General features: G+C 68.4%; 20 protein-coding genes and 1 riboswitch. Of the genes, 5 read left to right on the forward strand and 15 right to left on the reverse strand.

The annotated features are described in order from the left end of the window. Positions 1 to 8 precede the first annotated feature (8 nt). A complete protein-coding gene (locus JI752_RS05115) occupies positions 9 to 641 on the forward strand; it encodes a YceH family protein (protein ID WP_216960093.1) in 633 nt (210 codons plus the stop codon). Positions 642 to 713: 72 nt separating this feature from the next. Here the strand turns inward: JI752_RS05115 and JI752_RS05120 are convergent, their stop codons facing one another. The 12 genes from JI752_RS05120 to btuB all read right to left on the reverse strand — a co-directional run bounded on the left by JI752_RS05120 (position 714) and on the right by btuB (position 11,946). Then, positions 714 to 1,460 (reverse strand): adenosylcobinamide-GDP ribazoletransferase, encoded by a 747-nt coding sequence (locus JI752_RS05120; protein ID WP_216960096.1) that lies wholly within the window; start codon positions 1,458 to 1,460, stop codon positions 714 to 716. Next, positions 1,457 to 2,017 carry a histidine phosphatase family protein gene (locus tag JI752_RS05125; RefSeq protein WP_216960098.1) on the reverse strand — a complete coding sequence of 187 codons (561 nt, stop codon included), beginning with the start codon at positions 2,015 to 2,017 and terminating at the stop codon, positions 1,457 to 1,459. The genes JI752_RS05120 and JI752_RS05125 overlap by 4 nt, the downstream gene beginning before the upstream one ends. Continuing rightward, entirely contained in the window at positions 2,014 to 3,060 is a 1,047-nt protein-coding gene (gene cobT, locus JI752_RS05130) for a nicotinate-nucleotide--dimethylbenzimidazole phosphoribosyltransferase (RefSeq protein WP_216960101.1), read from the reverse strand. Before cobT ends, JI752_RS05125 begins: the two co-directional genes overlap by 4 nt. Then, entirely contained in the window at positions 3,057 to 3,578 is a 522-nt protein-coding gene (gene cobU / locus JI752_RS05135) for a bifunctional adenosylcobinamide kinase/adenosylcobinamide-phosphate guanylyltransferase (RefSeq protein WP_216960104.1), read from the reverse strand. Before cobU ends, cobT begins: the two co-directional genes overlap by 4 nt. Beyond that, the gene (locus tag JI752_RS05140; RefSeq protein WP_216960106.1) at positions 3,566 to 5,041 is read right to left on the reverse strand and encodes a cobyric acid synthase; all 1,476 of its coding nucleotides are present in this window, start codon (positions 5,039 to 5,041) and stop codon (positions 3,566 to 3,568) included. Before JI752_RS05140 ends, cobU begins: the two co-directional genes overlap by 13 nt. Beyond that, entirely contained in the window at positions 5,038 to 6,033 is a 996-nt protein-coding gene (gene cobD, locus JI752_RS05145; RefSeq protein WP_216960109.1) for a threonine-phosphate decarboxylase CobD, read from the reverse strand. The genes JI752_RS05140 and cobD overlap by 4 nt, the downstream gene beginning before the upstream one ends. After that, entirely contained in the window at positions 6,026 to 6,952 is a 927-nt protein-coding gene (cbiB, locus tag JI752_RS05150; protein ID WP_216960111.1) for an adenosylcobinamide-phosphate synthase CbiB, read from the reverse strand. The genes cobD and cbiB overlap by 8 nt, the downstream gene beginning before the upstream one ends. Further along, complete coding sequence (locus JI752_RS05155; protein WP_216960114.1) at positions 6,949 to 8,247, reverse strand: cobyrinate a,c-diamide synthase; 1,299 nt, start codon at positions 8,245 to 8,247, stop codon at positions 6,949 to 6,951. Before JI752_RS05155 ends, cbiB begins: the two co-directional genes overlap by 4 nt. Continuing rightward, the gene (gene cobO, locus JI752_RS05160) at positions 8,244 to 8,870 is read right to left on the reverse strand and encodes a cob(I)yrinic acid a,c-diamide adenosyltransferase (protein WP_216960116.1); all 627 of its coding nucleotides are present in this window, start codon (positions 8,868 to 8,870) and stop codon (positions 8,244 to 8,246) included. Before cobO ends, JI752_RS05155 begins: the two co-directional genes overlap by 4 nt. Next, positions 8,867 to 9,391, reverse strand: a complete 525-nt coding sequence (locus tag JI752_RS05165; protein WP_254200390.1) for a hypothetical protein — start codon at positions 9,389 to 9,391, stop codon at positions 8,867 to 8,869. The genes cobO and JI752_RS05165 overlap by 4 nt, the downstream gene beginning before the upstream one ends. 104 nt (positions 9,392 to 9,495) lie before the next feature. Further along, on the reverse strand, positions 9,496 to 10,077 hold the full coding sequence (locus tag JI752_RS05170) for a hypothetical protein (RefSeq protein ID WP_216960122.1): 582 nt from the start codon (positions 10,075 to 10,077) through the stop codon (positions 9,496 to 9,498). A 24-nt stretch (positions 10,078 to 10,101) separates the two neighbouring features. After that, entirely contained in the window at positions 10,102 to 11,946 is a 1,845-nt protein-coding gene (gene btuB, locus JI752_RS05175) for a TonB-dependent vitamin B12 receptor (RefSeq protein ID WP_216960125.1), read from the reverse strand. A 131-nt stretch (positions 11,947 to 12,077) separates the two neighbouring features. Continuing rightward, a riboswitch (cobalamin riboswitch) is annotated at positions 12,078 to 12,313 on the reverse strand. A gap of 92 nt (positions 12,314 to 12,405) precedes the next feature. On the opposite strand from btuB, the gene JI752_RS05180 reads away from it, so the two are divergent. Then, the gene (locus tag JI752_RS05180) at positions 12,406 to 12,999 is read left to right on the forward strand and encodes a hypothetical protein (protein ID WP_216960128.1); all 594 of its coding nucleotides are present in this window, start codon (positions 12,406 to 12,408) and stop codon (positions 12,997 to 12,999) included. A gap of 75 nt (positions 13,000 to 13,074) precedes the next feature. On the opposite strand, the gene clpB is transcribed toward JI752_RS05180, so the two are convergent. Then, entirely contained in the window at positions 13,075 to 15,660 is a 2,586-nt protein-coding gene (gene clpB / locus JI752_RS05185; protein WP_216960131.1) for an ATP-dependent chaperone ClpB, read from the reverse strand. A gap of 150 nt (positions 15,661 to 15,810) precedes the next feature. On the opposite strand from clpB, the gene otsB reads away from it, so the two are divergent. The 3 genes from otsB to otsA are packed head-to-tail and all read left to right on the forward strand — an operon-like array spanning position 15,811 to position 19,771. Then, positions 15,811 to 16,560 (forward strand): trehalose-phosphatase, encoded by a 750-nt coding sequence (otsB, locus tag JI752_RS05190; protein WP_216960133.1) that lies wholly within the window; start codon positions 15,811 to 15,813, stop codon positions 16,558 to 16,560. Positions 16,561 to 16,607: 47 nt separating this feature from the next. Continuing rightward, on the forward strand, positions 16,608 to 18,404 hold the full coding sequence (locus JI752_RS05195; protein ID WP_216961824.1) for a glycoside hydrolase family 15 protein: 1,797 nt from the start codon (positions 16,608 to 16,610) through the stop codon (positions 18,402 to 18,404). After that, positions 18,401 to 19,771, forward strand: coding sequence for an alpha,alpha-trehalose-phosphate synthase (UDP-forming) (otsA, locus tag JI752_RS05200; protein WP_216960136.1), 1,371 nt, complete (start codon positions 18,401 to 18,403; stop codon positions 19,769 to 19,771). The genes JI752_RS05195 and otsA overlap by 4 nt, the downstream gene beginning before the upstream one ends. Before the next feature lie 45 nt (positions 19,772 to 19,816). Here the strand turns inward: otsA and gloA are convergent, their stop codons facing one another. Both gloA and JI752_RS05210 read right to left on the reverse strand, forming a co-directional pair. Next, positions 19,817 to 20,347 carry a lactoylglutathione lyase gene (gene gloA / locus JI752_RS05205; protein ID WP_216960139.1) on the reverse strand — a complete coding sequence of 177 codons (531 nt, stop codon included), beginning with the start codon at positions 20,345 to 20,347 and terminating at the stop codon, positions 19,817 to 19,819. A gap of 58 nt (positions 20,348 to 20,405) precedes the next feature. Beyond that, the gene (locus tag JI752_RS05210; RefSeq protein WP_216960143.1) at positions 20,406 to 22,010 is read right to left on the reverse strand and encodes a hypothetical protein; all 1,605 of its coding nucleotides are present in this window, start codon (positions 22,008 to 22,010) and stop codon (positions 20,406 to 20,408) included. Between the last annotated feature and the right edge of the window lie 53 nt (positions 22,011 to 22,063).

Below are 22,063 nucleotides of genomic sequence, written 5' to 3' on the forward strand. Positions count from 1 at the left end.
AAATCGCCATGAACGAAACCACTGCACAACTCACCCCGGTGGAAGCACGCATCGTCGCCTGTCTGTTCGAGAAGGAAGCGACGACGCCGGACACTTACCCGCTCACGCTCAACGCGATCGTGTTGGCCTGCAACCAGAAGACCGCGCGCGAGCCGACGATGGAACTGGAACCCGGCGAAGTCGGCAATGCCCTGCGGCGGCTTGAAACGCGCGGCTGGGTCAAGTCGCAGCACACCGCACGCGCCGAACGCTATTCGCACCGCCTCGAAGCGGTGCTGGGCCTGACCCGGCCGCAGACCGCACTTCTGACACTGCTGATGCTGCGGGGCGCGCAGACGGCACACGAACTGCTCGCACGCAGCGAGCGGCTGGCGAAGTTCGAGAACGCCGAGGACGTGCAATACGCGCTGGAACGCCTCGCGCAACGTGCGACTGCGCTGGTCGTCGCCCTGCCCCGCCAACCGGGACAGCGCGGCGAGCGTTTCGCGCACCTGCTCAGCGGCGAGCCGGACATCGTCGAATCCGCGCCATCGAGCGAACGCAGGACGTCGACCGACGACCGCATTGCCCAACTGGAGCAACGCGTGGCCGAACTGGAAGCGCGCTTGGACGCGATGGGCGGCGAGCGCGATTCCGGCTGATCCGGAGCCGTCGTCATCCCGGCGAAGGCCGGGACCCAGGGCCTCAGCGCATGGGCACTCCTTCCGCGGCCCTCACGTGCCGGAATACAGCGCCAAGCCGACCAGCACCGACGCTTCGACCAGTTCCACCAGCGCGCCTGCGGTATCGCCGGTGATGCCGCCCAGGCGGCGCATGCACGCGCGCCGCCACATCACGAACACCACTACGGCGCACGCCAGCGCGATCGCGCCGCGCCATCCTGCCAGCGCGCACGCCGTCGCACCCAGCAGCAATGCCAGTGCGCACGCGACGCGCGGCGCCTCCGCCAGCCCCGTGCCCAAGCCGCCGCTGCGCACATAGGGCGTACCGATGAATGCTGCCGTCACCGCCATGCGCGCGAGCAGCGGCGCGATCCACAACGATGCCCATGCGCTCGGCGCGATGCTTGCCAGCGCAGCGAACTTCAACAGCAACAGCAGCACGAGCGCGGTGACGCCGGCCGGCCCGCTGCGGGGGTCCTTCATGATCTCGAGCGTGCGCGCACGGCGTTCGTCCCACGTGCCTGCCATGCCGCCGATCCACGCGTCCGCGCTGTCGGCCAGTCCATCCAGATGCAATGCGCCCGTCAGCGCGACCCATGCGACCAGCAGCAGTGCCGCGCACAGCAACGGCTTATCCGCAGGCAAGGCCCAAGCGAGCGCGCACAGAACTGCGCCGATAAGCGCTCCGACCAGCGGATACCAGGCCAGCGATCGCACTCGTGCCTGCGCATCGTCGAACACCTTGATCGGCACCGGGATGCGCGTCAGGAACCCCAGCGCGACCAGCAGCCCGTTCACCGTTCGCCGCCCGTCCACGCCAGCGGATGCAGCGATGCATGCGGCACGTCGATGCCGGCCATGTCGCCGAAGCTGCGCTGCTCGACCACGCAACGCAGCAGCCGGATCGCGCCACCGTGGGTGACGACGAGCACGCGTCGTCCCGCCGATGTCCGTACGATCTCGTCCATCGCGCTCGACAGGCGCTCACGGAACTGCGCGAACGTCTCGCCCCCGGGCGGAGGATTGGCGACCGGATCGGCCCAGAAGCGGCCCAGCGCATCGCCCTGCTCGTCCGCGAGCGTTTCGATCGGCACGCCCTGCCACTGCCCGAAGTGGTACTCGGCCAGGCGCGCATCGATGCGCATCGTCATCCCGCGCGCCTGCGCCAGTTCGCGCGCGAACACCGCACAGCGTTGCAGCGGCGAGGACACGATCAGCGACCAGTCTCCGCCCGCCACGGCCTCACGCAACTGCGTCCAGCCCAGCTCGCTCAGCGGATCGTCCAACTGCCCGCGATAGCTGCGCTGCCCGGTGTCGCCGTGGCGCAGCAGTTCGATGTGCGCCGGCCCGCTCATGCCTGCGACACCCCAGCCTGCTCGAACGTCGCCATCTCGCGATGCAGCGCGCACGCCATCCGCAGCAACGGCACCGTCACGGCGGCGCCACTGGCCTCGCCAAGGCGCATGCCGACATCGAGCAGCGGCTGCGCCTGCATCGCCTCCAGCACGCGCGCATGACCGCGCTCGCGCGACTTGTGCGAGAAGCACAGCCAGTCGCATACGCCCGGATTCAAACGCATCGCCGCCAGCGCGGCCACGGTGACGATGAAGCCGTCCACCAGCACCGGAATGCGCGCCTGCGCGGCTGCGATGCAGGCGCCCGCGAGCGCGGCGATCTCGAAGCCGCCCAGGCAGCGCAGCCGCTCCAGCGGCGTGTCCGCATGCGAGTTGCACAGCAGCGCACGCTGCACCACGTCGCATTTGCGCGCGATGCCGGCCGCGTCCAGTCCCGTTCCTGCGCCGACCATGTCTTCAGGCGCTACGCCGAGCAGCGCGCACGCCAGCGCCGTGGCGGCCGTCGTGTTGGCGATTCCCATCTCGCCGCCGATGAACAGGTCCGCGTCCGCATCCAGCGCCAGCGCCACGCGCTCGGCGCCGATCCGCATCGCCTCGGCCAGCTGCGCCTGCGTCATCGCCGGCGCTTCGCAGAAGTTCGCCGTGGACGGCGCGATCACCGCGCGATGCACGCCGGGAATCTCGCCGGGATCGTTCACGGTGCCCAGTTGCACGACGTCCAGCGTCGCGCCCAGGTGGCGCGCCAGCACGCTGATCGCCGCGCCACCGCCGGCGAAGTTGCGCACCATCTCGCCCGTCACGGCCTGCGGGAACGCGGACACGCCCTCCGCTGCGACGCCGTGATCGGCCGCGAACACGCTGATCCACACGCGTTCGATCCCGGGTCGGTCCGTCCCCTGACGCTGCGCCCACCACACGGCGACGTCTTCCAGCACGCCGAGCGAACCGGGCGGCTTGGTCAGCATGTCCTGGCGCGCACGCGCGGCATGCGCTGCGAACGGGTCCGGAACCGGACACGGCATGGTCCACCATGCGTCGATCATTCGATGTTTCCCTTGAGTGCGAGCGGCAGTCCCGCCGCGACGAACAGCACGCGCTCGCAACGCGCGGCCAGTGACTGGTGCAGACGTCCGGCTTCATCGACGAAGCGCCGCGTGAGCGCGCCCATCGGCACGATGCCAAGCCCGACCTCGTTGCTCACCAGCACGATCTCGCCGGGCAACGCAGGCAGCGCCTCCAGCAGCGCGTCGCGCTCGGCGACGAAACGCTGCTCGTCGTCCGATCCGAGCAGGTTGCTCATCCACAACGTCAGGCAGTCGACGAGCACGCAACGCTGCGGATGCGCATGCTCGCGCAGCGTCGCGGCGAGCGCGAGCGGCGCTTCGACGCTGCGCCAATGCGCAGGCCGACGCGCGCGGTGATGAGCGATGCGCTCCGCCATCTCCGCGTCGTGAGCCTGCGCGGTGGCGACGTACACCACCTCGCGGCCTGACTGCGACGCAAGCCGTTCGGCCAACGCGCTCTTTCCCGAACGCGCGCCACCGAGGATCAGGCTGCGCATGAGGTCGCTCCGCACAGCAGCGCACGCAGTGCGTCGCCATCCAGGTGTGCGGCCACTGCGTCGGCGAGCCGCTCGATCGACGTCTCGCGCAGCGCCTGTACGTCGATCGCCACGGCATCGTGAAGTCCGGCCCATCGCAGCAGCGCCGCGAGTGCCTCGGGATGATCGAACACGCCGTGCAGGTAGGTCCCCATCACCTGCCCGTCGGCCGAGATCGCACCGTCCATGCGCCCATCGTCCAGCCGGCTCGACGGCAGCGCCATGCCCGATCCCTCGCTGACACCACAATGGATTTCGTAACCGCGCACGCGCGCATCGCCGATCAGCAATCGGCCGCTCACGCTGCGCAACTGCTTGTGTGGCGCAAGGGTGGTGCGCAGATCGAGCCAGCCCAGGCCGTCGCTCGATCCCGCCTCGCCTTCGATGCCATGCGGATCGTGCACCGCGTGTCCGAGCATCTGTAGCCCACCGCAGATCCCGAGCACCTTGCCGCCGTAGCGCAGGTGCCGCGCGATTGCGGCCTGCCATCCGCCCGCGCGCAGCCACGCCAGGTCCGCGCGCGTGGACTTGCTGCCGGGCAGCACGATCAGATCGCACGGTGGCGGAACTTCACCCGGCCCGACAAACACCACGTCCACCTGTGGATGCGCGCGCAGCGCATCGAAATCGGTGTGGTTGCTGATTCGCGGCAATGCAGGCACGGCGATGCGCAGGCGCGCACCTGGTTGCGCCTGACGCGACGGCGGCAGCGCATCCTCGGCCTCCAGGTGCAGCCCATGCAGATAGGGAAGCACGCCGAACACGGGCTTGCCGGTCTCGCGCACCAGCCAGTCCAGTCCAGGCTGCAGCAGCGCCAGGTCACCGCGGAAGCGGTTGATGACGAAACCTTGCACGCGGGCGCGCTCGCTCGGGCTCAGCAGCGCGAGCGTGCCGACGAGGTGCGCGAAGACGCCGCCGCGGTCGATGTCCGCCACCAGGATGACGGGGCAATCCACCGCCTCCGCATAGCCCATGTTGGCGATGTCGTTGTCGCGCAGGTTGATCTCCGCGGGGCTGCCGGCGCCTTCCACGACCACTGCTTCGTACTGCGCGCACAGGCGTGCGTGCGAGGCGAGCACCGCGTCGCGCGCGATGCGCTTGTAGTCGTGGTAGCCGCGCGCGTCGAGGTTCGCCACCGCGCGCCCATGCACGATCACCTGCGCGCCCGTGTCGCTGTTGGGCTTGAGCAGGATCGGATTGAAATCGGTATGCGGCGCCAGCCCGCAGGCCTGCGCCTGCACGGCCTGCGCGCGGCCGATCTCGCCGCCGTCCTCGGTGACTGCGGAATTGAGCGCCATGTTCTGCGGTTTGAACGGCGCCACGCGCACGCCCTGCCGATGCAACCATCGGCACAGCGCGGCCACCAGCGTGCTCTTGCCCGCATCGGACGTGCAGCCCTGCACCATCAGCACGCGCGCGCTCATGCCGCGTCCTCCGACAATGCAGACGCGAGTCCCGAGGCGAGCCGCTCGAAACCGGCCTCGTCCGCCGGCAACCCGAAGCGCAGGCTTGCAGGCTGCTCGAACAGTCGCGTGAGAATGCCGCGCCGTGCCAGCGCCTCGTGCAATGCGGCCGCGCGCGGATCGCGCCGCCACTGGAAGAACGCGCAGCCGGCGGTAGGCGCGAGGCCCGCGTCGGTCAGCACGCGGCGCAGGCGTTCGCCCGCGGCAAGAAGACGCTCGCGCTGCGTCGCCTGCCATGGGCGATCGGCGAGCGCATGGCGCAGTGCCCAGCGCGTGGGGCCGGAGAGCGTCCACGGGCCCAGTGTTTCGCGCAGTCGCCCGATCAACTCCGGTGATGCGCAGACGAACCCTGCACGCGCGCCGGCCAGGCCGAAGAACTTGCCCACCGAACGCAACACGATCAGTCCTTCGCGATCGCTCGCATCGCACAGGCTGTCGTGCGGCGTCGCATCGAGGAAAGCTTCGTCGACGACCAGCCAGCCGCCGCGCGGTGCCAACGCGCAATGCAGCGCAAGCAGCGTCGCGCGTTCGAAGCGTTCGCCGCCGGGATTGTTGGGATGGATCAGCGCGACGACGTCGAAGCGCTCGTGCGCCGACAGCAGCGCGTCTGCCGCCAGTGTCTCCACTTCGTGCCCCGCCGCGCGCCATGCGTGCGCGTGTTCGGCATAGCCGGGCGCGATGACGCCGACGCGCGAATGCGCACGCATTCGCGGCAAGGCCTGGATCGCCGCCTGCGATCCCGCCACGGGCAGCAGGTGCGACGCGTCGTAGTAGTCGCGCGCGGTCTCGATCAATCCGTCGTCGTCCTCGGGCAGCCGATGCCATGCCGATGCCGGAACCTCGGGCACGGGCCAGGCGAACGGACTGATGCCGGTGGACAGGTCCAGCCATTCCGAAGGCGCGATGTCGTAAGTTCGCGCCGCGCGCAGCAAGCGGCCACCGTGTTCAAGCATGCAGGTCTCCCGCAACAAGGGCCGCCACCGTCGCCATCGCGAGCCACAGCCCCACGCCGCGTCGAACCAGGCGTCGCGCGGCGGCGATGGCGTCGGCGTCCGCGAGCGCGCCTTCGCCGAGCGCGGGACGCGATTCCCAGACACCGTGATACGGCGCCGGTCCGCCCAGGCGCACCCGCAGCGCGCCTGCGCCGGCGGCCATCACCGGGCCGGCGTTCGGACTGTCCCACTGCGGCGCCTGCGTGCGCCAACAGCGCAATGCGGCGGCGGCATGGCCGAGCAGCGCGTAGGTGAGTGCGGTCAGCCGCGCGGGCACGTAGTTCAGCGCATCGTCGATGCGTGCAGCCGCCCAGCCATAACGTTCGAAACGCGGCGTGCGATAGCCCCACATCGCATCCAGCGTGTTCGACAACCGGTAAAGCACGACACCCGGCGCGCCCAGCAGCGCGAACCAGAACAGCGCCCCGAACACCGCATCGCTGCCGTTCTCCAGCACCGACTCGGTGGCGGCGGCGGCGACCTGCGAGGCGTCGAGCGCGCCAGTGTCGCGGCTGACCATCCGCCCCACCGCTTGACGTGCGGCATCCAGATCCCCCTCGCGCAACGCGGCTTCAACCGCGCGCGCATGCTCGCCCAGACTGCGATGTCCAACGGCTAGGTACAGTGCACACGCCGCGAACAGCCACGACGCCGTTGCCGACCACGCAGCCAGTGCCTGCACGATCAGCGCGGCGATCGCCACGAACGGCAGCACGGCGATGCTCCAGCCGATGACGCCGGCCAGGCGGCGGTTGCGATGGATGCGTCGTTCGATGCCCATGGCGATGCGTCCGAACGCGACCAGCGGATGCGCGCGCCGCGGCTCGCCCAGCAGCGCGTCCAGCGCCATGCCCGCCAGCATCGCCAGCGCCGTGCTCATGGCAGGAACAACCGCGTGGCCGCGACCGGGTCGGACGGGAAGTAGAAATGCACGAAGCTGGCCGTCATGCGCGCATCGCGATAGACCGCCTCGATGCTGGGGCCGCCGTTCGGGTTGATCGCCGATGCCAGCGCCGGCGATTCGATGTTCGCCTTCGCATAGTGGAAGGTGTGCCCGCGCAGCGTCCCTTCCGGCAGCGCGACCGACTGCAGCCCCAGCGCGGCCAGGCGCGGCTGCATCACGGCATGGCCGCGCAGGAGTCCGGCCATCGGTGCCTGCGCGCCGTCGCGATCGGTCAGCGAATCCAGCGCGAACAGCATGCCGCCGCACTCGGCCAGCAGCGGTTTGCCTGCGTCGCGATGTGCACGCAGTGCCGCGTGCAGGTCGGTGCGCTGCGACAGCGTTTGCAGGTGCAGTTCCGGGTAGCCGCCGGGCAACCATGCCGCATCGCAGTCGGGCAGCGCGTCGCCTGCCAATGGCGAGAAGAAGTGCAGCTCCGCGCCGGCCTGGCGAAGCAGGTCGAGGTTGGCGGGGTAAAAGAAACAGAACGCGGCATCGCGCGCCACGGCGATGCGCACGCCATGCAGGTTCGCATGCACGTCATTCGTGCGCGCCGGCGCGAAGGCGACCTCGGGCGGCAGCTCGGTCGACGCGTGGAGCTGCCATGCGTCGGCCAGCGCATCCAGAAGTCCATCGAGATCGGACAGTTCGCCGGCCGATACCAGGCCCAGGTGACGCTCGGGCAACGCGAGTTGCGCATCGCGCGGCAGCGCGCCGAGCCATTGCAGTTCAGGCGAAAGGCTCTCGCGCAGCAGCTTCGCGTGGTGCGCGCTACCGATGCGGTTGGCTGCGACGCCGTACATCGCCAGGCCTTCGCGATACCGTGCCAGCCCCACGGCCAGCGCGCCGAAGGTTTGCGCCATCGCCGAGCCGTCGATCACCGCGAGCACGGGCAATCCCAACGTCTGCGCGAGATCCGCGCTCGACGGCGCGCCATCGAAGAGACCCATCACGCCTTCGACGAGGATCAAGTCGGCTTCGCCGGCCGCGGCATGCAGCCGCGCGCGCACATCCGCCTCGCCGGTCATCCACAGATCGAGCTGGTACGCCGGCGCACCGCTTGCACGCTCCAGGATCATCGGGTCGAGGAAATCGGGCCCCGTCTTGAACACACGCACGCGTCGCCCTTGACGCGCGTGCCAGCGCGCGAGCGCGGCCGTCACACTGGTCTTGCCCTGCCCCGAGGCAGGCGCGGATACCAGCAGCGCAGGGCAGCGGCGCGCGTCCATGGTCACAGCTCGATTCCGTGCTGCGCCTTGATGCCGGCCTTGAACGCATGCTTGACCACGCGCATCTCGGTGACCGTATCGGCCGCGTCGATCAGCGCCTGCGGCGCGCCGCGCCCGGTGATGACCACGTGTTGTCGTTCCGGTCGCGAGGCCAGCGCGGCGAGCACCGCATCCAGCGCGACGTACTCCTTCGTCAGCGCGATGTTCAACTCGTCCAGGAGCACGAAGTCATAAGCAGGATCGGCCATCATGCGCGCGGCCACGTCCCACGCCGCACTTGCCGCGGCGATGTCGCGCGCGCGGTCCTGCGTTTCCCAGGTGTAGCCCTCGCCCATGACGTGATACTCCACCGCGTCGTCGAAACGACGGAAGAAGGCCTCCTCCCCCGTGGAGAAGCTGCCCTTGATGAACTGCACCACGCCGCAGCGAAATCCGTGCCCGAGCGAGCGCGCGAGCATGCCGAAGCCGGACGAGCTCTTGCCCTTGCCGTTGCCCGTGTTCACCACCACGACGCCGCGGTCGATGGTCGCACGGGCGATGCGACGGTCCACGAGTTCCTTCTTGCGCTGCGCGCGCTCGCGGTGATGCGCTTCCTCGCTGAGCCCGCGGCGCTCGGAGCCGGCGCTCACGCGCGCACGCTCCGCGCGGCGACGCGCGCGAACGCACCGATCGCGATCGCCCGCAACGCGAACGCCAGCCCGACATAGCCGGCGAGCGTGCCCAGCGCGCGCGGGTAATACTGCGGGATGCGGACGATGAAGCCCGTGAGCGTGGGCTCCGGATAACGGCCGGAGAAGAAGTAGAAGCCGCCCTTGGAAATCAGGTACGCCACGCTGGCCGTGACCACCAGCGCCAACACCAGGCGCGGCAGCGCGCTCCAGCGGTCCCGATGCAGCCGCGTGGCGTACACGTGACCGCCCAGCCACAGCGCCGCATACGCCAGCGCGACCGCCCAGTACGCCGGCGACAGGCACCAGTCGGTGATCGTGCCGGTGGCCAGGCTGGCGAAGTCGAGCAGCGAGGACAGCACGAAGAACGCCGGCAGTGCCCACATCGGCCGCAGCGTCGCGCCGACCAGGAAGAACACTGCCCACGATGCACTCGGCAGCGCATTCACGCTGGCGAAGTGCTGGCCGCGCGTGCAGATCATCAATGCGGCGAGCGCGGCGGCGACCAGAATCTGCGCACGCGGCGACGAGTACGGCAGGAGGCTTTCGGTGCCAGAGAATCGCAGTGCGTTCATGGTGAATCTCCTCAACGGCCGGCGGGCTGCGTGTTGGAACGAAGGCCCACCACGCGATCAAGGATCGCGTGGACGACCAGTGCGACGGCGATGTAGGCCATCGTCGTGCGCACGAACAGCGGACCCCACTGCCAGGCGCGCGCCAGATACTCGGCGGAATGCGGCTCCGCGTAGCGACCGCCCAGCCAATAGAACGCGCCATTGGAAATGGCGAACGACACCGACGCGCTAAGCAGTGCGACGCCGGCGGCGCCGAGCATCGACGCCCATGTGGTGCGCAGTCGATCGGCGTACAGACGTCCGCCATACCAGAGCGCGGCGTACGCGGGCAGCAGGAACGAATACGCCGCAGTCACGCAGAAATCGCTGACGCCGGCGTATTCGATGGCGATCCAGTCGATCGCCACCGCCAGCGCGATGAACACCGCGAACTGCCAGTGCTTGCGCAGGTAGAGGCCGCCGAGGAAGAACAGCGCCATCGAGGCGTCGGGCAGGTGCAGCGCGTCGCCGAAATGATGGAAGCGCGTGGCGATCATCAGCGCGGCGAAAGCGGCGAACAGGCCCAGGTCGGCGTGGCGTGTCAGGGGTTTCATCGGCGGCCTCACGTTGGTGTCCGCTCAGCGGACGGTGGGTTGATAGCGCACGGTCAACAGCCAGGTGCGACCCGGCTGGTTGTAGAGCGCGGCGGTCTCGTAGCGTTTGTCGAAGGCGTTGTCGAGCGAGGCCTGCACGCTCCATGCGTCGGTGAATGCATAGCCCGCCCGCAAGCCGAACAGTCCGTACCCGCCCATGCGGGTGGTGTTGGCGAGGTTGTCGTAACGCTCGCCCACGCCGATGACGCTGGCGCCGATGCTGAAGCGATCGAACTTGCGATCAAGGTCGATCCGCCCGGACTGCTTCGCACGGCGCGGCAGCAACTTGTCGTGGTTGACGTTGTCGCCGTCGTTGCGCGGGTCCAGCCAGGTGAGGCTGGTGCGCAGGCTCCAGTCCATCCAGACCACGCCCGCGGTCGCTTCCACGCCCTGGATGCGCGCGCGGTCGATGTTGTTCGGGCCGCCCATCGGGCCGAGCGTCGAGTCGAAGGCGATCAGGTCGTCGATCTTCGTGTCGAATGCATTGAGCGACCAGGTGCCCCAACCGTGTTCGCCGCGCAGGCTCACTTCGACACTGCGCGAGGTTTCCGGGCCCAGGTCGGGGTTGCCGTAGCCGGGGAAGTACAGCTCGTTGAACGTCGGCGCCTTGAACGCGGTGCCGTAGCTCGCACCCAGGCGCAGCGACGGCGTGAAGTTCCAGCCCCACAGCACGCTGCCGGTGGTTTCGCCGCCGAACTGGCTGTCGTCGTCGCGGCGCGCGCTCGCCTGCACGGACTGCGTGCCGAACGCCTGCTGCCACTGGCCGAACACGCCGCGGTTGATGCGACGATCACGCGCGTAATCGGTGTTGCTGTGCACCTTGTCGCCGAGCCAATCGAAGCCCAGCGTCAACAGGCCGGTGGCAAGGCCGACGTCGGCCTGCAACGAGCCCACTTCGCGGCGGGTATCGAAGGTGGAGGAATAGACGCCGTTGAGGAAGTTCTCGCTCAGGTCCGCGCTGGTGCCCAGCCCGGCGGTGAACTTCAAACGATCGCCCGGCGTGTAGCGCACACGACCGCCGACGACCTGCTGCACGGTGTCGGCTTCGTTGTTGGTGCTGCCGTCGTACTCGTTGTTGCCTTCGGCGCGGAAGGCGCGCAGGTCGGCATCCCACTGCTCGCTGAAGCGGTAGCCGCCCTGCAACGTCAACGACGTGTTGCGATAGCCGTCCTTGTCGGGATCGAAGTTGCGCGTGCCGCGGTAGGCGTTGATGCCGTCGGTGCTTTCGTGCGCGGCGTTGATCGCATACCAGGCGCCACGCGAGGGATCGCTCGCCTGCCCGGCGACGCCGGCCGCGTAGCGTTGCGTGTTATCGCTGCCGACGGCGGCGCTGGCGCTGGGCGCGAACGCGCCTTGCGGGCGGCGGGTGAAGATCTGGATGACGCCGCCCAGCGCTTCGGAACCGTACAGACTGGAGAACGGACCGCGCACGATTTCCACGCGTTCGATCTGTTCGACCGGGATGTCTTGCAGCGAGGCACCGCCGCTGGTGGCCGAACCGATCTTGATGCCGTCGATGAGCACCAGGACGTGGTCGGACTCGGTACCGCGCAGGAACAGCGACGTCGACTTGCCCGGGCCGCCGTTGTTGGCGATGGAGATACCCGCGCGCCCCGTCAGCAGGGCCGGCAGCGAGGCCGGCTGCAGGCGTTCGATCTCGGCACGGTCGATCACGGCGATCGCGGCGAGCGTCTGGTCCTGCGTCTGCGCGGTGCGCGTAGCGGTGACGACGACCTGATCGAGATCGGTGGCGGCATCGTCGGCGAAGGCCGGGGCCGCGAAAGGAAGGGAACACGACAACGACACCGCCAGCGCGCGGCGGCGGAACATACGGTGATGCGGATGCACTGACACACTCCTTGACCGCGCCTGCCCGCGCGGGAACGTTGGAAGAGGACAGGCGGAAGGAGGGTTATGGCAGCGGCACGCGAACGGCATGCGCCCCATGACATCGCCCACCGCGTGTCGGGTCGCACAAAGGCCGGTCTCCGGGCTTGCGAGCGAAGGCAGGGGTTCCTGCGCTTCCGGTCCGCGCCTTCCCATGCGTGAGCACAGTGGCTGTGATGCGGATCGTCTTCTCGCCTACCGTTGCGGGGGCAGCTCCGGAATTGCCGGTCGTGCATGCACGACCCGGCGCACCGGATTCCCGTTTCAACCACCGGCCAGGCCGGCGGTCACCTCAGGCGGGGGCATCTTAGCAAGATTCCCAGAGATCGCGCGTACGACCATCGGGGCCGCTAACGTAAGCACCCGCCGGACATGGCGGCTCAATACTACAAAGGGAGCAACATGAGGCACGTCATCAAGAGCGCGATGCTCGCCGTCGCGCTGCTGTTCAATTACGCCGCGTCGGCGCAGGACACCGGCACGCTGGTGGTCGAGGTTGCGCAATTCACCAGCGAGAAAGAACTGCCGAAGAAGGTCGACAAGCAGCTGCGTAATGGAGGACTGGAGTGGGGAGTAAAGGACACTCAGATGGTGTTCTCGATGGTCGCCAAGCAGTTCGTCGACCATCCGATCAATCATCTAACCCGCTACGGCCAATCCGAAGCACTGACGCTTCCTACCGGCACGTACCACGTGACCGGCATCGGCCTGGAGATGACGACGGGGTTTAGCGTGCAGAAGATTCTGGACAAGGGCGCCTACGTCAACGAGAACGTGCTCACCTTCACCATCGAACCGGGCAAGACGACGACCCTGGCAATCAAGCCTGTCATCCATAAGGACGCCACGTTCGCTGTGAACTTCTGGATGCCCACGCTCATGGCCAGCGTGCGGAGCGAAGCGGGCACAGGCACCGAGACAGCACTCAATACGCGGGGCGCGTCGTCCATCGCCTGGCCGAACTACAACGGTCCGCTAAAGTTCGTCGCAAAGTAGGGGCGCCTTCGTCTCCTAAGGCAAGGGCCGCCCATACGCGGCCCTTTTAATTGCAGTCCTGCGAAAGCGGCCGCGTTATCCCTTCCGGAACACCAACTGCCCGCCCTGCGCACCAACGCCGATCACATCGCCGCTGGTGAATTCGCCGGCCAGGATCTTCGAAGCCAGCGGATTCTCCAGCTGCTGCTGGATCGCACGCTTCAGCGGGCGCGCGCCGTACACCGGATCGAAGCCGACATTGCCCAGCAACGCGAGCGCCTCATCGGACAGATCCAGCTTGAGCCCGCGCTCGCCCAGCCGCTTCTCCAGCCCGTTGAGCTGGATGCGCGCGATCTGCCGGATCTGCTGCTTGTCGAGCGGATGGAACACGACGATGTCGTCGAGCCGGTTGATGAACTCCGGGCGGAAGTGCGCCTGCACCACGCCCATCACCGCGCTCTTCATCTGCAGGTAGGCCTGCGGCGAATCATCTCCGGACATCTCCTGGATCTGGTGCGAGCCCAGGTTCGATGTCATCACGATGACCGTGTTTCGGAAGTCCACCGTGCGGCCCTGGCCGTCGGTGAGGCGGCCGTCGTCCAGCACCTGCAACAGGATGTTGAACACGTCCGGATGCGCCTTCTCCACTTCGTCGAGCAGGATCACGCTGTACGGGCGGCGACGCACCGCTTCGGTGAGGTAACCGCCCTCTTCGTAACCGACGTAGCCCGGAGGCGCCCCGACCAGGCGGCTCACGGAATGCTTCTCCATGAATTCGCTCATGTCGATGCGCACCATCGCATCGCTGGAATCGAACAGGAATTCGGCCAGCGCCTTGCTCAACTCGGTCTTGCCCACGCCGGTGGGGCCGAGGAACAGGAACGAACCCGACGGGCGATTCGGATCGGAAAGCCCGGCGCGCGAGCGGCGCACCGCATCGGACACGACCTTGATCGCCTCTTCCTGGCCGACCACGCGCGTGTGCAGGTGCTCTTCCATGCGCAGCAGCTTCTCGCGCTCGCCTTCGAGCATCTTGCTGACCGGAATGCCGGTCCAGCGCGCGACGACCTGCGCGATCTCTTCCGCCGTCACCTTGTCCTGCAGCAGCGTGAAGCCCTTCGTCTCGGCTTCCTGCGCGGCCTTGAGCTGCTTCTCCAGCTCCGGCAGCGTGCCGTACTGGATTTCGCTCATGCGCGCGAAGTCCTGCTTGCGCTGCGCGGCCTCCAGCTCCAGGCGCGCGGCCTCGATCTGCTCCTTGATCTTCGTCGCGCCCTGCAACATGGCCTTCTCGGCCTTCCAGACTTCCTCCAGATCGTTGAACTCGCGCTCCAGCTTGGCGATCTCGTCCTCCAGGTCGGACAGGCGCTGCTTGGACTCGGCGTCCTTCTCCTTCTTCAACGCCTCGCGCTGGATCTTGAGCTGGATCAGGCGGCGCTCCTTGCGATCGAGTTCTTCCGGCTTGGAGTCGATCTCCATGCGGATGCGCGAGGCCGCCTCGTCCATCAGGTCGATGGCCTTGTCGGGCAGCTGGCGGTCGCTGATGTAGCGGTTGGACAGCGTGGCCGCGGCGACGATCGCCGGGTCGGTGATCTCCACGCCGTGGTGCACGGCGTACTTCTCCTTCAGCCCGCGCAGGATGGCGATGGTGTCCTCCACGCTCGGCTCGCCGACGAACACCTTCTGGAAGCGGCGCTCCAGTGCGGCGTCCTTCTCGATGAACTGGCGGTATTCGTCGAGCGTGGTCGCGCCGATGCAGTGCAGCTCGCCGCGCGCGAGCGCGGGCTTGAGCATGTTGCCCGCGTCCATCGCGCCCTCGGCCTTGCCGGCGCCGACCATCGTGTGCAGCTCGTCGATGAACAGGATGATCTGGCCTTCGCTCTTGCTCAGGTCGCTGAGCACGGCCTTCAGGCGTTCCTCGAACTCGCCGCGGAACTTCGCGCCGGCGATCAGCGCGCCCATGTCGAGCGAGAGCACGCGCTTGCCGCGCAGGCCCTCGGGCACTTCGCCGTTGATGATGCGCTGCGCGAGGCCTTCCACGATCGCGGTCTTGCCCACGCCGGGCTCGCCGATCAGCACGGGGTTGTTCTTGGTGCGGCGCTGCAGGACCTGCACGGTGCGGCGGATTTCCTCGTCGCGGCCGATGACCGGATCGAGCTTGCCGCTCTCCGCGCGCGCGGTGAGGTCGATGGTGTACTTCTCCAGCGCCTGGCGCTGGTCTTCGGCGTTTTCGGACTGCACGCTCTCGCCTCCGCGGACCTTGTCGATGGCCGCTTCCAGTTTCTGTTTGTCGGCGCCGGCGGCCTTGAGCGCGCGGCCGAGTTCGCCGCTGTCGTCCAGCGCGGCCAGCACGAACAGCTCGCTGGCGATGAAGGCATCGCCGCGCTGCTGGGCGAGCTTGTCGGTGACGTTGAGCAGGCGCGCCAGGTCGTTGCCGACGCTGATGTTGCCGGCTTGCCCGGTGACCTTGGGCAGCTTGTCGAGCGCTTCGCCCAGGCGTTCGCGCAGCAGCGGCACGTTGACGCCGGCCTGCGCGAGCAGCGGGCGGGTGCTGCCGCCGCTCTGTTCCAGCAGCGCGGTCATCAGGTGGGCGGGTTCGATGACGCTGTGGTCGCGGCCGATCGCCAGCGACTGCGCGTCCTGCAAGGCCTGCTGGAAGCGCGAGGTGAGTTTGTCCATCCGCATGGAGGTATCCCTTTCACTATGGGTGGCGGCCGCCACGGAGTGGGCCGCAATGCGCACCAGATGCGGTCGTTCGGCGCCCGTTTCAAGGAATTCCGGGGCGTTCGCGAAGCGTCCACCTGATGCTGACATACGCGTGTTCACAATGCGTGCATGTCCTCGCCCCCCCTCCACCTGCCCGCGCCGCCCGCGGTGTCGTCCGAATGGGCGCTGTTCCTGGATGTCGACGGCACGCTGCTGGATTTCGCCGATGTTCCCGGCGACGTCACGGTGGACCCCGGACTGATCGACGTGCTCGCCGTGCTGCACGGCCGCCTCGACGGCGCGCTGGCGCTGGTGAGCGGACGGCGGTTGGCGCAGCTCGACGCGCTGTTCGCGCCGCTGAGCCTGCCGGCCACGGGCCTGCACGGGCTGGAGCGGCGAGAAGACGGCCATCAGGAGCGGCACCCGCGCCCGCGCGCCCTGGACGAAGCCGTCGCCTGGGGGCAAGCGCTGGCAGCGCGCTATCCCGGCGCGCGCGTGGAGGACAAGGGCACCACCATCGCCCTGCATTGGCGCGCCGCGCCCGACGCCGAGGACCTGCTGCGCCAGTACGCCGATTCCATCCTGATCGAACTGCCCGGCTACCACCTGCAACCCGGCAACATGGTCGTGGAGCTGCGCCCCGACGGCGCGCACAAGGGCGGCGCGGTGGTGGAGATGCTCGCCCACCCGCCCTTCCACGGACGTCGCCCGGTCTTCGTCGGCGACGACCTCACCGACGAACACGCGTTCGCCGCGGTCAACAGCCACAACGGCTTCGGCGTGCTGGTGGGCTCGCGCCAACCCAGCGTGGCGCGTTACGGCCTGCACGACCCGGCCGCGGTGCGCGCGTGGCTCCAGGAGGGCCTGTCGCTGGCATGAGCGACGACGTGCACCCGCACTTCATCCACGAAATCCATGGAGCACCGATGACCTCATCCGCCTCCCTCCCCGCCAGCCTGGATCTGGGCCTCATCGGCAATGGCAGCGTCGCCGCGCTGGTCGACGCCCGCGCGCGCATCGTCTGGGGCTGCGTGCCGGCCTTCGACGGCGACCCCACGTTCTGCGCCCTGCTCTCCCCGCGCGAGCACGCGGGCGGCGACTGGGCGGTGGAGTTGGAGGACTTCGTCGAATCCGAACAGTCCTACATCACCAACACCGCGATGCTGCGCACGGTGCTGCGCGATGCGCACGGTGGCGCGGTGGAGATCGTCGACTTCGCGCCGCGCTGGCACCAGAACGATCGCTTCTACCGCCCGGTGATGCTGATGCGCCGGCTGCGCCCGCTGTCGGGCATGCCGCGCATCCGCATCCGCCTGCGACCGCTGGCCGACTACGGTGCGGTGCAGCCGGAAGTGACCTGGGGCAGCAACCATATCCGCTACCTCATTCCCGACTTCACCCTGCGCCTGACCACCGATGCGCCGGTGCGGCTGGTCCGCGACGCGCTGCCATTCATGCTCGATCGCGACGTGCACCTGGTGCTGGGACCGGATGAAACGCTCACCCAATCGGTCGCCGGTTTCGCCCGTTACGCGGAGGAGCAGACGCACGTGTACTGGCGCAACTGGGTGCGCAATCTTTCGATCCCGCTGGAATGGCAGGACGCGGTGATCCGCAGCGCGATCACGCTCAAGCTGTGCCAGAACGATGAAACCGGCGCGATCGTGGCCGCGCTGACCACCTCGATCCCGGAAGCGGCCAACACCGTGCGCAACTGGGACTACCGTTACTGCTGGCTGCGCGACTCGGCCTTCGTCGTGCGCGCCCTCAACCGGTTGGGCGCGACGCGCACGATGGAGGAATACCTGCGCTACGTCGCCAACGTCGCCTCCGCGCACGGCGAATTGCAGCCGCTGTACGGCCTGGGGTACGAACGGCAGCTGGCCGAATCGGAAGTCGAATCGCTGGCCGGCTATCGCGGCATGGGCCCGGTGCGCCGCGGCAACCTGGCGTGGCTGCAGAAGCAGCACGACGTGTACGGCAGCGTGGTGCTCGCGTCCACGCAATTGTTCTTCGACCAGCGCCTCACGCGCGTGGGCGATGCGTCGATCTTCGAGCGGCTGGAGCCCGTGGGCGAACTCGCCTACGCGCTGCACGACAAGCCCGACGCGGGCCTGTGGGAGTTCCGCGGGCGCGAGGAAGTGCACACCTATTCCAGCGTGATGTGCTGGGCCGCGTGCGACCGTTTGGCGCGCATCGCGGTGCACTTGCGCCTGGCGCCGAAGGTGCAGCTGTGGCGACAGCGTGCAGACGAGATCCATGCGCGCATCGTCGCGCACGCCTACAACGAGGAACTCGGCCATTTCGTCGAGTCGCCCGACGGCAATCGCCTGGACGCCTCGCTGCTGTTGCTCGCCGACCTGGGCTTCGTGAAGCCGGACGATCCGCGCTTCGTGCGCACGGTCGAGGCGATCGGCCGCGACCTCAAGCGCGGCGACGCGCTGTTCCGTTACGTCGCGCCGGACGATTTCGGCGCACCGGAAACCAGCTTCACCATCTGCACGTTCTGGTACATCGACGCGCTCGCGTCGATCGGCCGGCAGGAGGAAGCGCGCGTGCTGTTCGAGCGCATCCTCGCCCGGCGCAATCCGCTGGGCCTGCTTTCGGAAGACCTGGAGTTCGACGGCGGCGAGGCCTGGGGCAACTTCCCGCAGACCTATTCGCACGTCGGCCTGATCAATGCCGCCATGCGCCTGTCGCGGCCGTGGCAGGACGCGGCATGAGTCGTCTGGTCATCGTTTCCAACCGCGTCGCGTTGCCGGGAGTGAACAGCCCGGGCGGGCTCGCGGTGGCGCTGCAGTCCGCGCTGGAGGAAACCGGCGGCCTGTGGTTCGGCTGGAGCGGGCGCATCGACCCGGACGACTCCGGCCAGTTGCACGAGCGCGACGCGGGCAACATCCGCTACGTCACCGTCGATCTGTCCAAGCGCGACCACGACGACTACTACAACGGTTTCGCCAACCGAACCCTGTGGCCATTGCTGCATTTCCGCGTGGACCTGGTGGACTACAGCCGCGTCACGTATGCCGCGTATCGCCGCGTAAACGCGCTGTTCGCCGAGAAGCTCGCGCCGCTGCTGCGCGACGACGACATCGTGTGGGTGCACGACTACCACCTGATTCCGATGGCGAAGCTGCTGCGCGAACTGGGCGTGGCGTGCCGTCTGGGGTTCTTCCTGCATGTGCCGATGCCCTCCTCCGACCTGCTCGCGGCGTTGCCGCAGCACGAGCGGTTGTTCGAAGGGTTGTCCTCGTACGACCTGATCGGCTTCCAGACCGAGCGCGATCTGGAGCGCTTCCAGGATTACGTGCGCCTGTTCGGCCGCGGCCGCGTGATCTCGCACGGCGTGCTGGAAACGCGCAAGGGCAAGCGCCTGCGCGCGGGCGCGTTCCCGATCGGGATCGACACCGCGCAGATCGAGCAGCAGGCGCGCGCGGCGTCCGGCAAGGCCGGCGTGAAGCGGCTGGCCGGCAGCCTGTCCGGACGCGCGCTGGCGATCGGCGTGGACCGCCTGGACTATTCGAAGGGACTGCCGGAACGCTTCCGTGCGTTCGGCCGCTTCCTCAAGCGCCATCCGGAGCATCGCGGCAAGCTGACGTTCCTGCAGATCGCGCCGGTGTCGCGTGGCGAAGTGCTGGAGTACCAGAACCTGCGCAGCGAGCTCGAACAACTCTCCGGCCACATCAACGGCGCGCACGCCGAGCCCGACTGGACGCCCGTGCGCTACGTCAATCGCAACTACCCGCACCCGACGCTGACGGGCTTCTACCGTCTGGCGCACGTGGGGCTGGTCACGCCGCTGCGCGACGGCATGAACCTGGTCGCGAAGGAATACGTGGCGGCGCAGGATCCGGCGGACCCGGGCGTGCTCGTGCTGTCGACTTTCGCCGGCGCTGCGCGCGAACTCGACGCGGCGCTGCTGGTGAATCCCTACGACCTCGACGGCGTGGCCGATGCGATCGCCGCCGCGATGGAAATGCCGCTGGAAGAACGGCGCGAGCGGTGGGCCTCGATGATCGCGGTGCTGCGCACGCACGACATCACGGCCTGGCGGAGGAACTTCCTGGCGGCATTGCGCGAACCGGCGTAGCGCGAACGGCGCTCGTGCGCCGTCGCGTCGGCACCGTGCGGCTTCTTACACCCGCGTGGTCGGCTGAAGGATCTCGACCCAGTAACCGTCCGGGTCCTTGATGAAGGCGATGTTCTTCATGCGGCCGTCGGCAAGGCGCTTCTGGAACGCAACGCCGAGTTGCTCGAAACGCGCGCACGCGGCCTCCACGTCCGGCACCGAGACACAGATGTGGCCGAAGCCGCGCGGCTCGCCGTTGCCGTCGTGGTAGTGGAATGCGGGATCGGATTCGGTGCCGTGGTTGTGCGTGAGTTCCAGCACGCCGCGCTGGCTCAGCAGCCACTCGCCGCGCGCGGGTTCCTCGGCCGGGATCTGCGCCGGGTCGTCCACCAGCACGAGGAAGTAGAGGCTGAACTTCGCTTCGTCGAAATCGCGCCGGCGCACCAGCGTGAAGCCGAGCACGCGCGTGTAGAAATCCAGCGACGTCACCACGTCCTTGACGCGCAGCATGGTGTGGTTGAAGACGAAACCCTGAGTGGCGGCGTCGCGGGTGGCGGTCACGCCCGGGTTGGCGTTGAGCTGGTCTTGCAGGGACATGGTCGTGTCTTCGTTTCGTGGGGGCGAAGGAATCAGATGAGGGCGCGGGACGTCAGGCTCAATGTGCCGCATCCACGCTTTCGACCGGCGCCTGCCGTTGCAGCGACAGCAAACCCAGCAGCACGGCCAGCGCCACGTAGGCACCGGCGAACTGCCAGGCGATCGCCTTGCGCAGGCCTTCCAGCATCCACGGCCAGTAGATGCTGCCGCGCGGATCGACCGAATGGATGAAGCCGAACAGCGTCAGCGCCGCGCCGATGAGCAGCACCAGCGCCGCGCGGGGGAAGCGGTGTTCGATCATCGCCACCAGTGCGCTGGACCAGATCATCGCGGTGATGATGAAGCCGTTGCCCAGCGTGACGATGGTGGCCAGGTCCGGCAGGCCGTGGCCGTCGACGCCGTCGTACAGCGCGGCGAAGCGGTCCGGCGCGATCCACGCGGGATTGCCGACCTTGATCACCAGCAGGTAGGCGATGGACGGCAGGAACGCCAGCGCGACCGCGAGCGCGTGCCGGCGCGGGCTCTCGTGGAAGGCCTGCACGGTGATGTCCATGCCGACGTAGACGATGATCGGCGCCAGCACCGCGATCGGCAGCCACTGCACCAGCCCGGACACGTAGCCGAAGATGCCGCCCAGTCCGATGAACAAACCGGTGAGCAGCGTGTAACCCATGCGCGCGCCCATGTGCTTGTACGCGGGCTGGCCGATGTACGGCGTGGTCTGCGCGACGCCACCGCAGAAGCCGGCGACCAGCGTGGAGATCGCCTCGGCCAGCAGCACGTCGCGCGTGCGGTAGTCATCGCCGGCCGCGCGTGCGCTCTCGCTGACGTTGATGCCGCCCACCACCATCAGCAGGCCGAACGGCAGCAGCAGCGGCAGGTACGGCACGGTGTACGGCAGGCCTTCGAGGAACCCGAGCGTGGGCAGCGGCAAGGTGAAGCGCAGCGGCGTGGCATCGGGCAGCTTGAAGCCCGGCGTGCCCAGCCCCGCCAGGCCCAGGCCGTAATACAGCACGGTGCCGACGATGAAAGCCAGCAGCACGCCGGGCATGCGAATCGGCAGCTTGCCCTTGGCCACCAGCACGTACATCAACAGGCCGAAGGTGACGAAGCCCACCACCGGCGAGCGCAGCGTTTCGATCAACGGCAGGAAGCCGAGCAAGGCGAGCGCAGCGCCGCCGATCGAACCCAGCAGCGCGGCGCGCGGCACCGCGCGCGTGATCGCATCGCCGAAGAACGACAGCACCAGCTTGAGCACGCCCATGACCACCAGCGAGGCCATGCCGAGCTGCCACGTCGCCGTCGCGGCAGCGGCTTCGTCCATGCCCTGCTGCTTGAACGCGACGAACGCAGGCCCCAGCACGAGCAGCGCCATGCCGATGCTGGTCGGCGCGTCCAGGCCGAGCGGCATCGCGGTGACGTCCGTGCGGCCGCTCTCGCGCGCCAGCCGGTGCGCCATCCACGTGTAGATCAGGTTGCCGACCAGCACGCCGAACGCCGTGCCGGGGAACATGCGCGTGAACACGACCTCGGCGGGGAAGCCGAAGATGCCGATCAGCGCGGCGGAGATGAAGCCCAGGATCGACAGGTTGTCGACGACGAGGCCGAAGAAACCGTTGAGGTCGCCGGGGACGAACCAGCGGCGTGGGGTGGTGGGCGGCATGAAAGGCTCGCGGCGTGGGATGGAAGATCCCGGATGGGAGATCCGGGATGGGG

It is taken from the genome of Lysobacter sp. MMG2, from assembly GCF_016735495.2.
GTDB lineage: Bacteria > Pseudomonadota > Gammaproteobacteria > Xanthomonadales > Xanthomonadaceae > Lysobacter_J.

What these genes read in the sequence shown, in the direction of transcription:
- JI752_RS05115 (WP_216960093.1), top strand. Translation starts at nt 9, where the DNA reads ATGAACGAAACCACTGCACAACTCACCCCGGTGGAAGCACGCATCGTC.
- JI752_RS05125 (WP_216960098.1), bottom strand. Translation starts at nt 2,017, where the DNA reads ATGAGCGGGCCGGCGCACATCGAACTGCTGCGCCACGGCGACACCGGG.
- cobT (WP_216960101.1), bottom strand. Translation starts at nt 3,060, where the DNA reads ATGATCGACGCATGGTGGACCATGCCGTGTCCGGTTCCGGACCCGTTC.
- cobU (WP_216960104.1), bottom strand. Translation starts at nt 3,578, where the DNA reads ATGCGCAGCCTGATCCTCGGTGGCGCGCGTTCGGGAAAGAGCGCGTTG.
- JI752_RS05140 (WP_216960106.1), bottom strand. Translation starts at nt 5,041, where the DNA reads ATGAGCGCGCGCGTGCTGATGGTGCAGGGCTGCACGTCCGATGCGGGC.
- cobD (WP_216960109.1), bottom strand. Translation starts at nt 6,033, where the DNA reads ATGCTTGAACACGGTGGCCGCTTGCTGCGCGCGGCGCGAACTTACGAC.
- cbiB (WP_216960111.1), bottom strand. Translation starts at nt 6,952, where the DNA reads ATGAGCACGGCGCTGGCGATGCTGGCGGGCATGGCGCTGGACGCGCTG.
- JI752_RS05165 (WP_254200390.1), bottom strand. Translation starts at nt 9,391, where the DNA reads ATGATCTGCACGCGCGGCCAGCACTTCGCCAGCGTGAATGCGCTGCCG.
- JI752_RS05170 (WP_216960122.1), bottom strand. Translation starts at nt 10,077, where the DNA reads ATGAAACCCCTGACACGCCACGCCGACCTGGGCCTGTTCGCCGCTTTC.
- btuB (WP_216960125.1), bottom strand. Translation starts at nt 11,946, where the DNA reads ATGTTCCGCCGCCGCGCGCTGGCGGTGTCGTTGTCGTGTTCCCTTCCT.
- JI752_RS05180 (WP_216960128.1), top strand. Translation starts at nt 12,406, where the DNA reads ATGAGGCACGTCATCAAGAGCGCGATGCTCGCCGTCGCGCTGCTGTTC.
- clpB (WP_216960131.1), bottom strand. Translation starts at nt 15,660, where the DNA reads ATGCGGATGGACAAACTCACCTCGCGCTTCCAGCAGGCCTTGCAGGAC.
- otsB (WP_216960133.1), top strand. Translation starts at nt 15,811, where the DNA reads ATGTCCTCGCCCCCCCTCCACCTGCCCGCGCCGCCCGCGGTGTCGTCC.
- JI752_RS05195 (WP_216961824.1), top strand. Translation starts at nt 16,608, where the DNA reads ATGACCTCATCCGCCTCCCTCCCCGCCAGCCTGGATCTGGGCCTCATC.
- otsA (WP_216960136.1), top strand. Translation starts at nt 18,401, where the DNA reads ATGAGTCGTCTGGTCATCGTTTCCAACCGCGTCGCGTTGCCGGGAGTG.
- gloA (WP_216960139.1), bottom strand. Translation starts at nt 20,347, where the DNA reads ATGTCCCTGCAAGACCAGCTCAACGCCAACCCGGGCGTGACCGCCACC.
- JI752_RS05210 (WP_216960143.1), bottom strand. Translation starts at nt 22,010, where the DNA reads ATGCCGCCCACCACCCCACGCCGCTGGTTCGTCCCCGGCGACCTCAAC.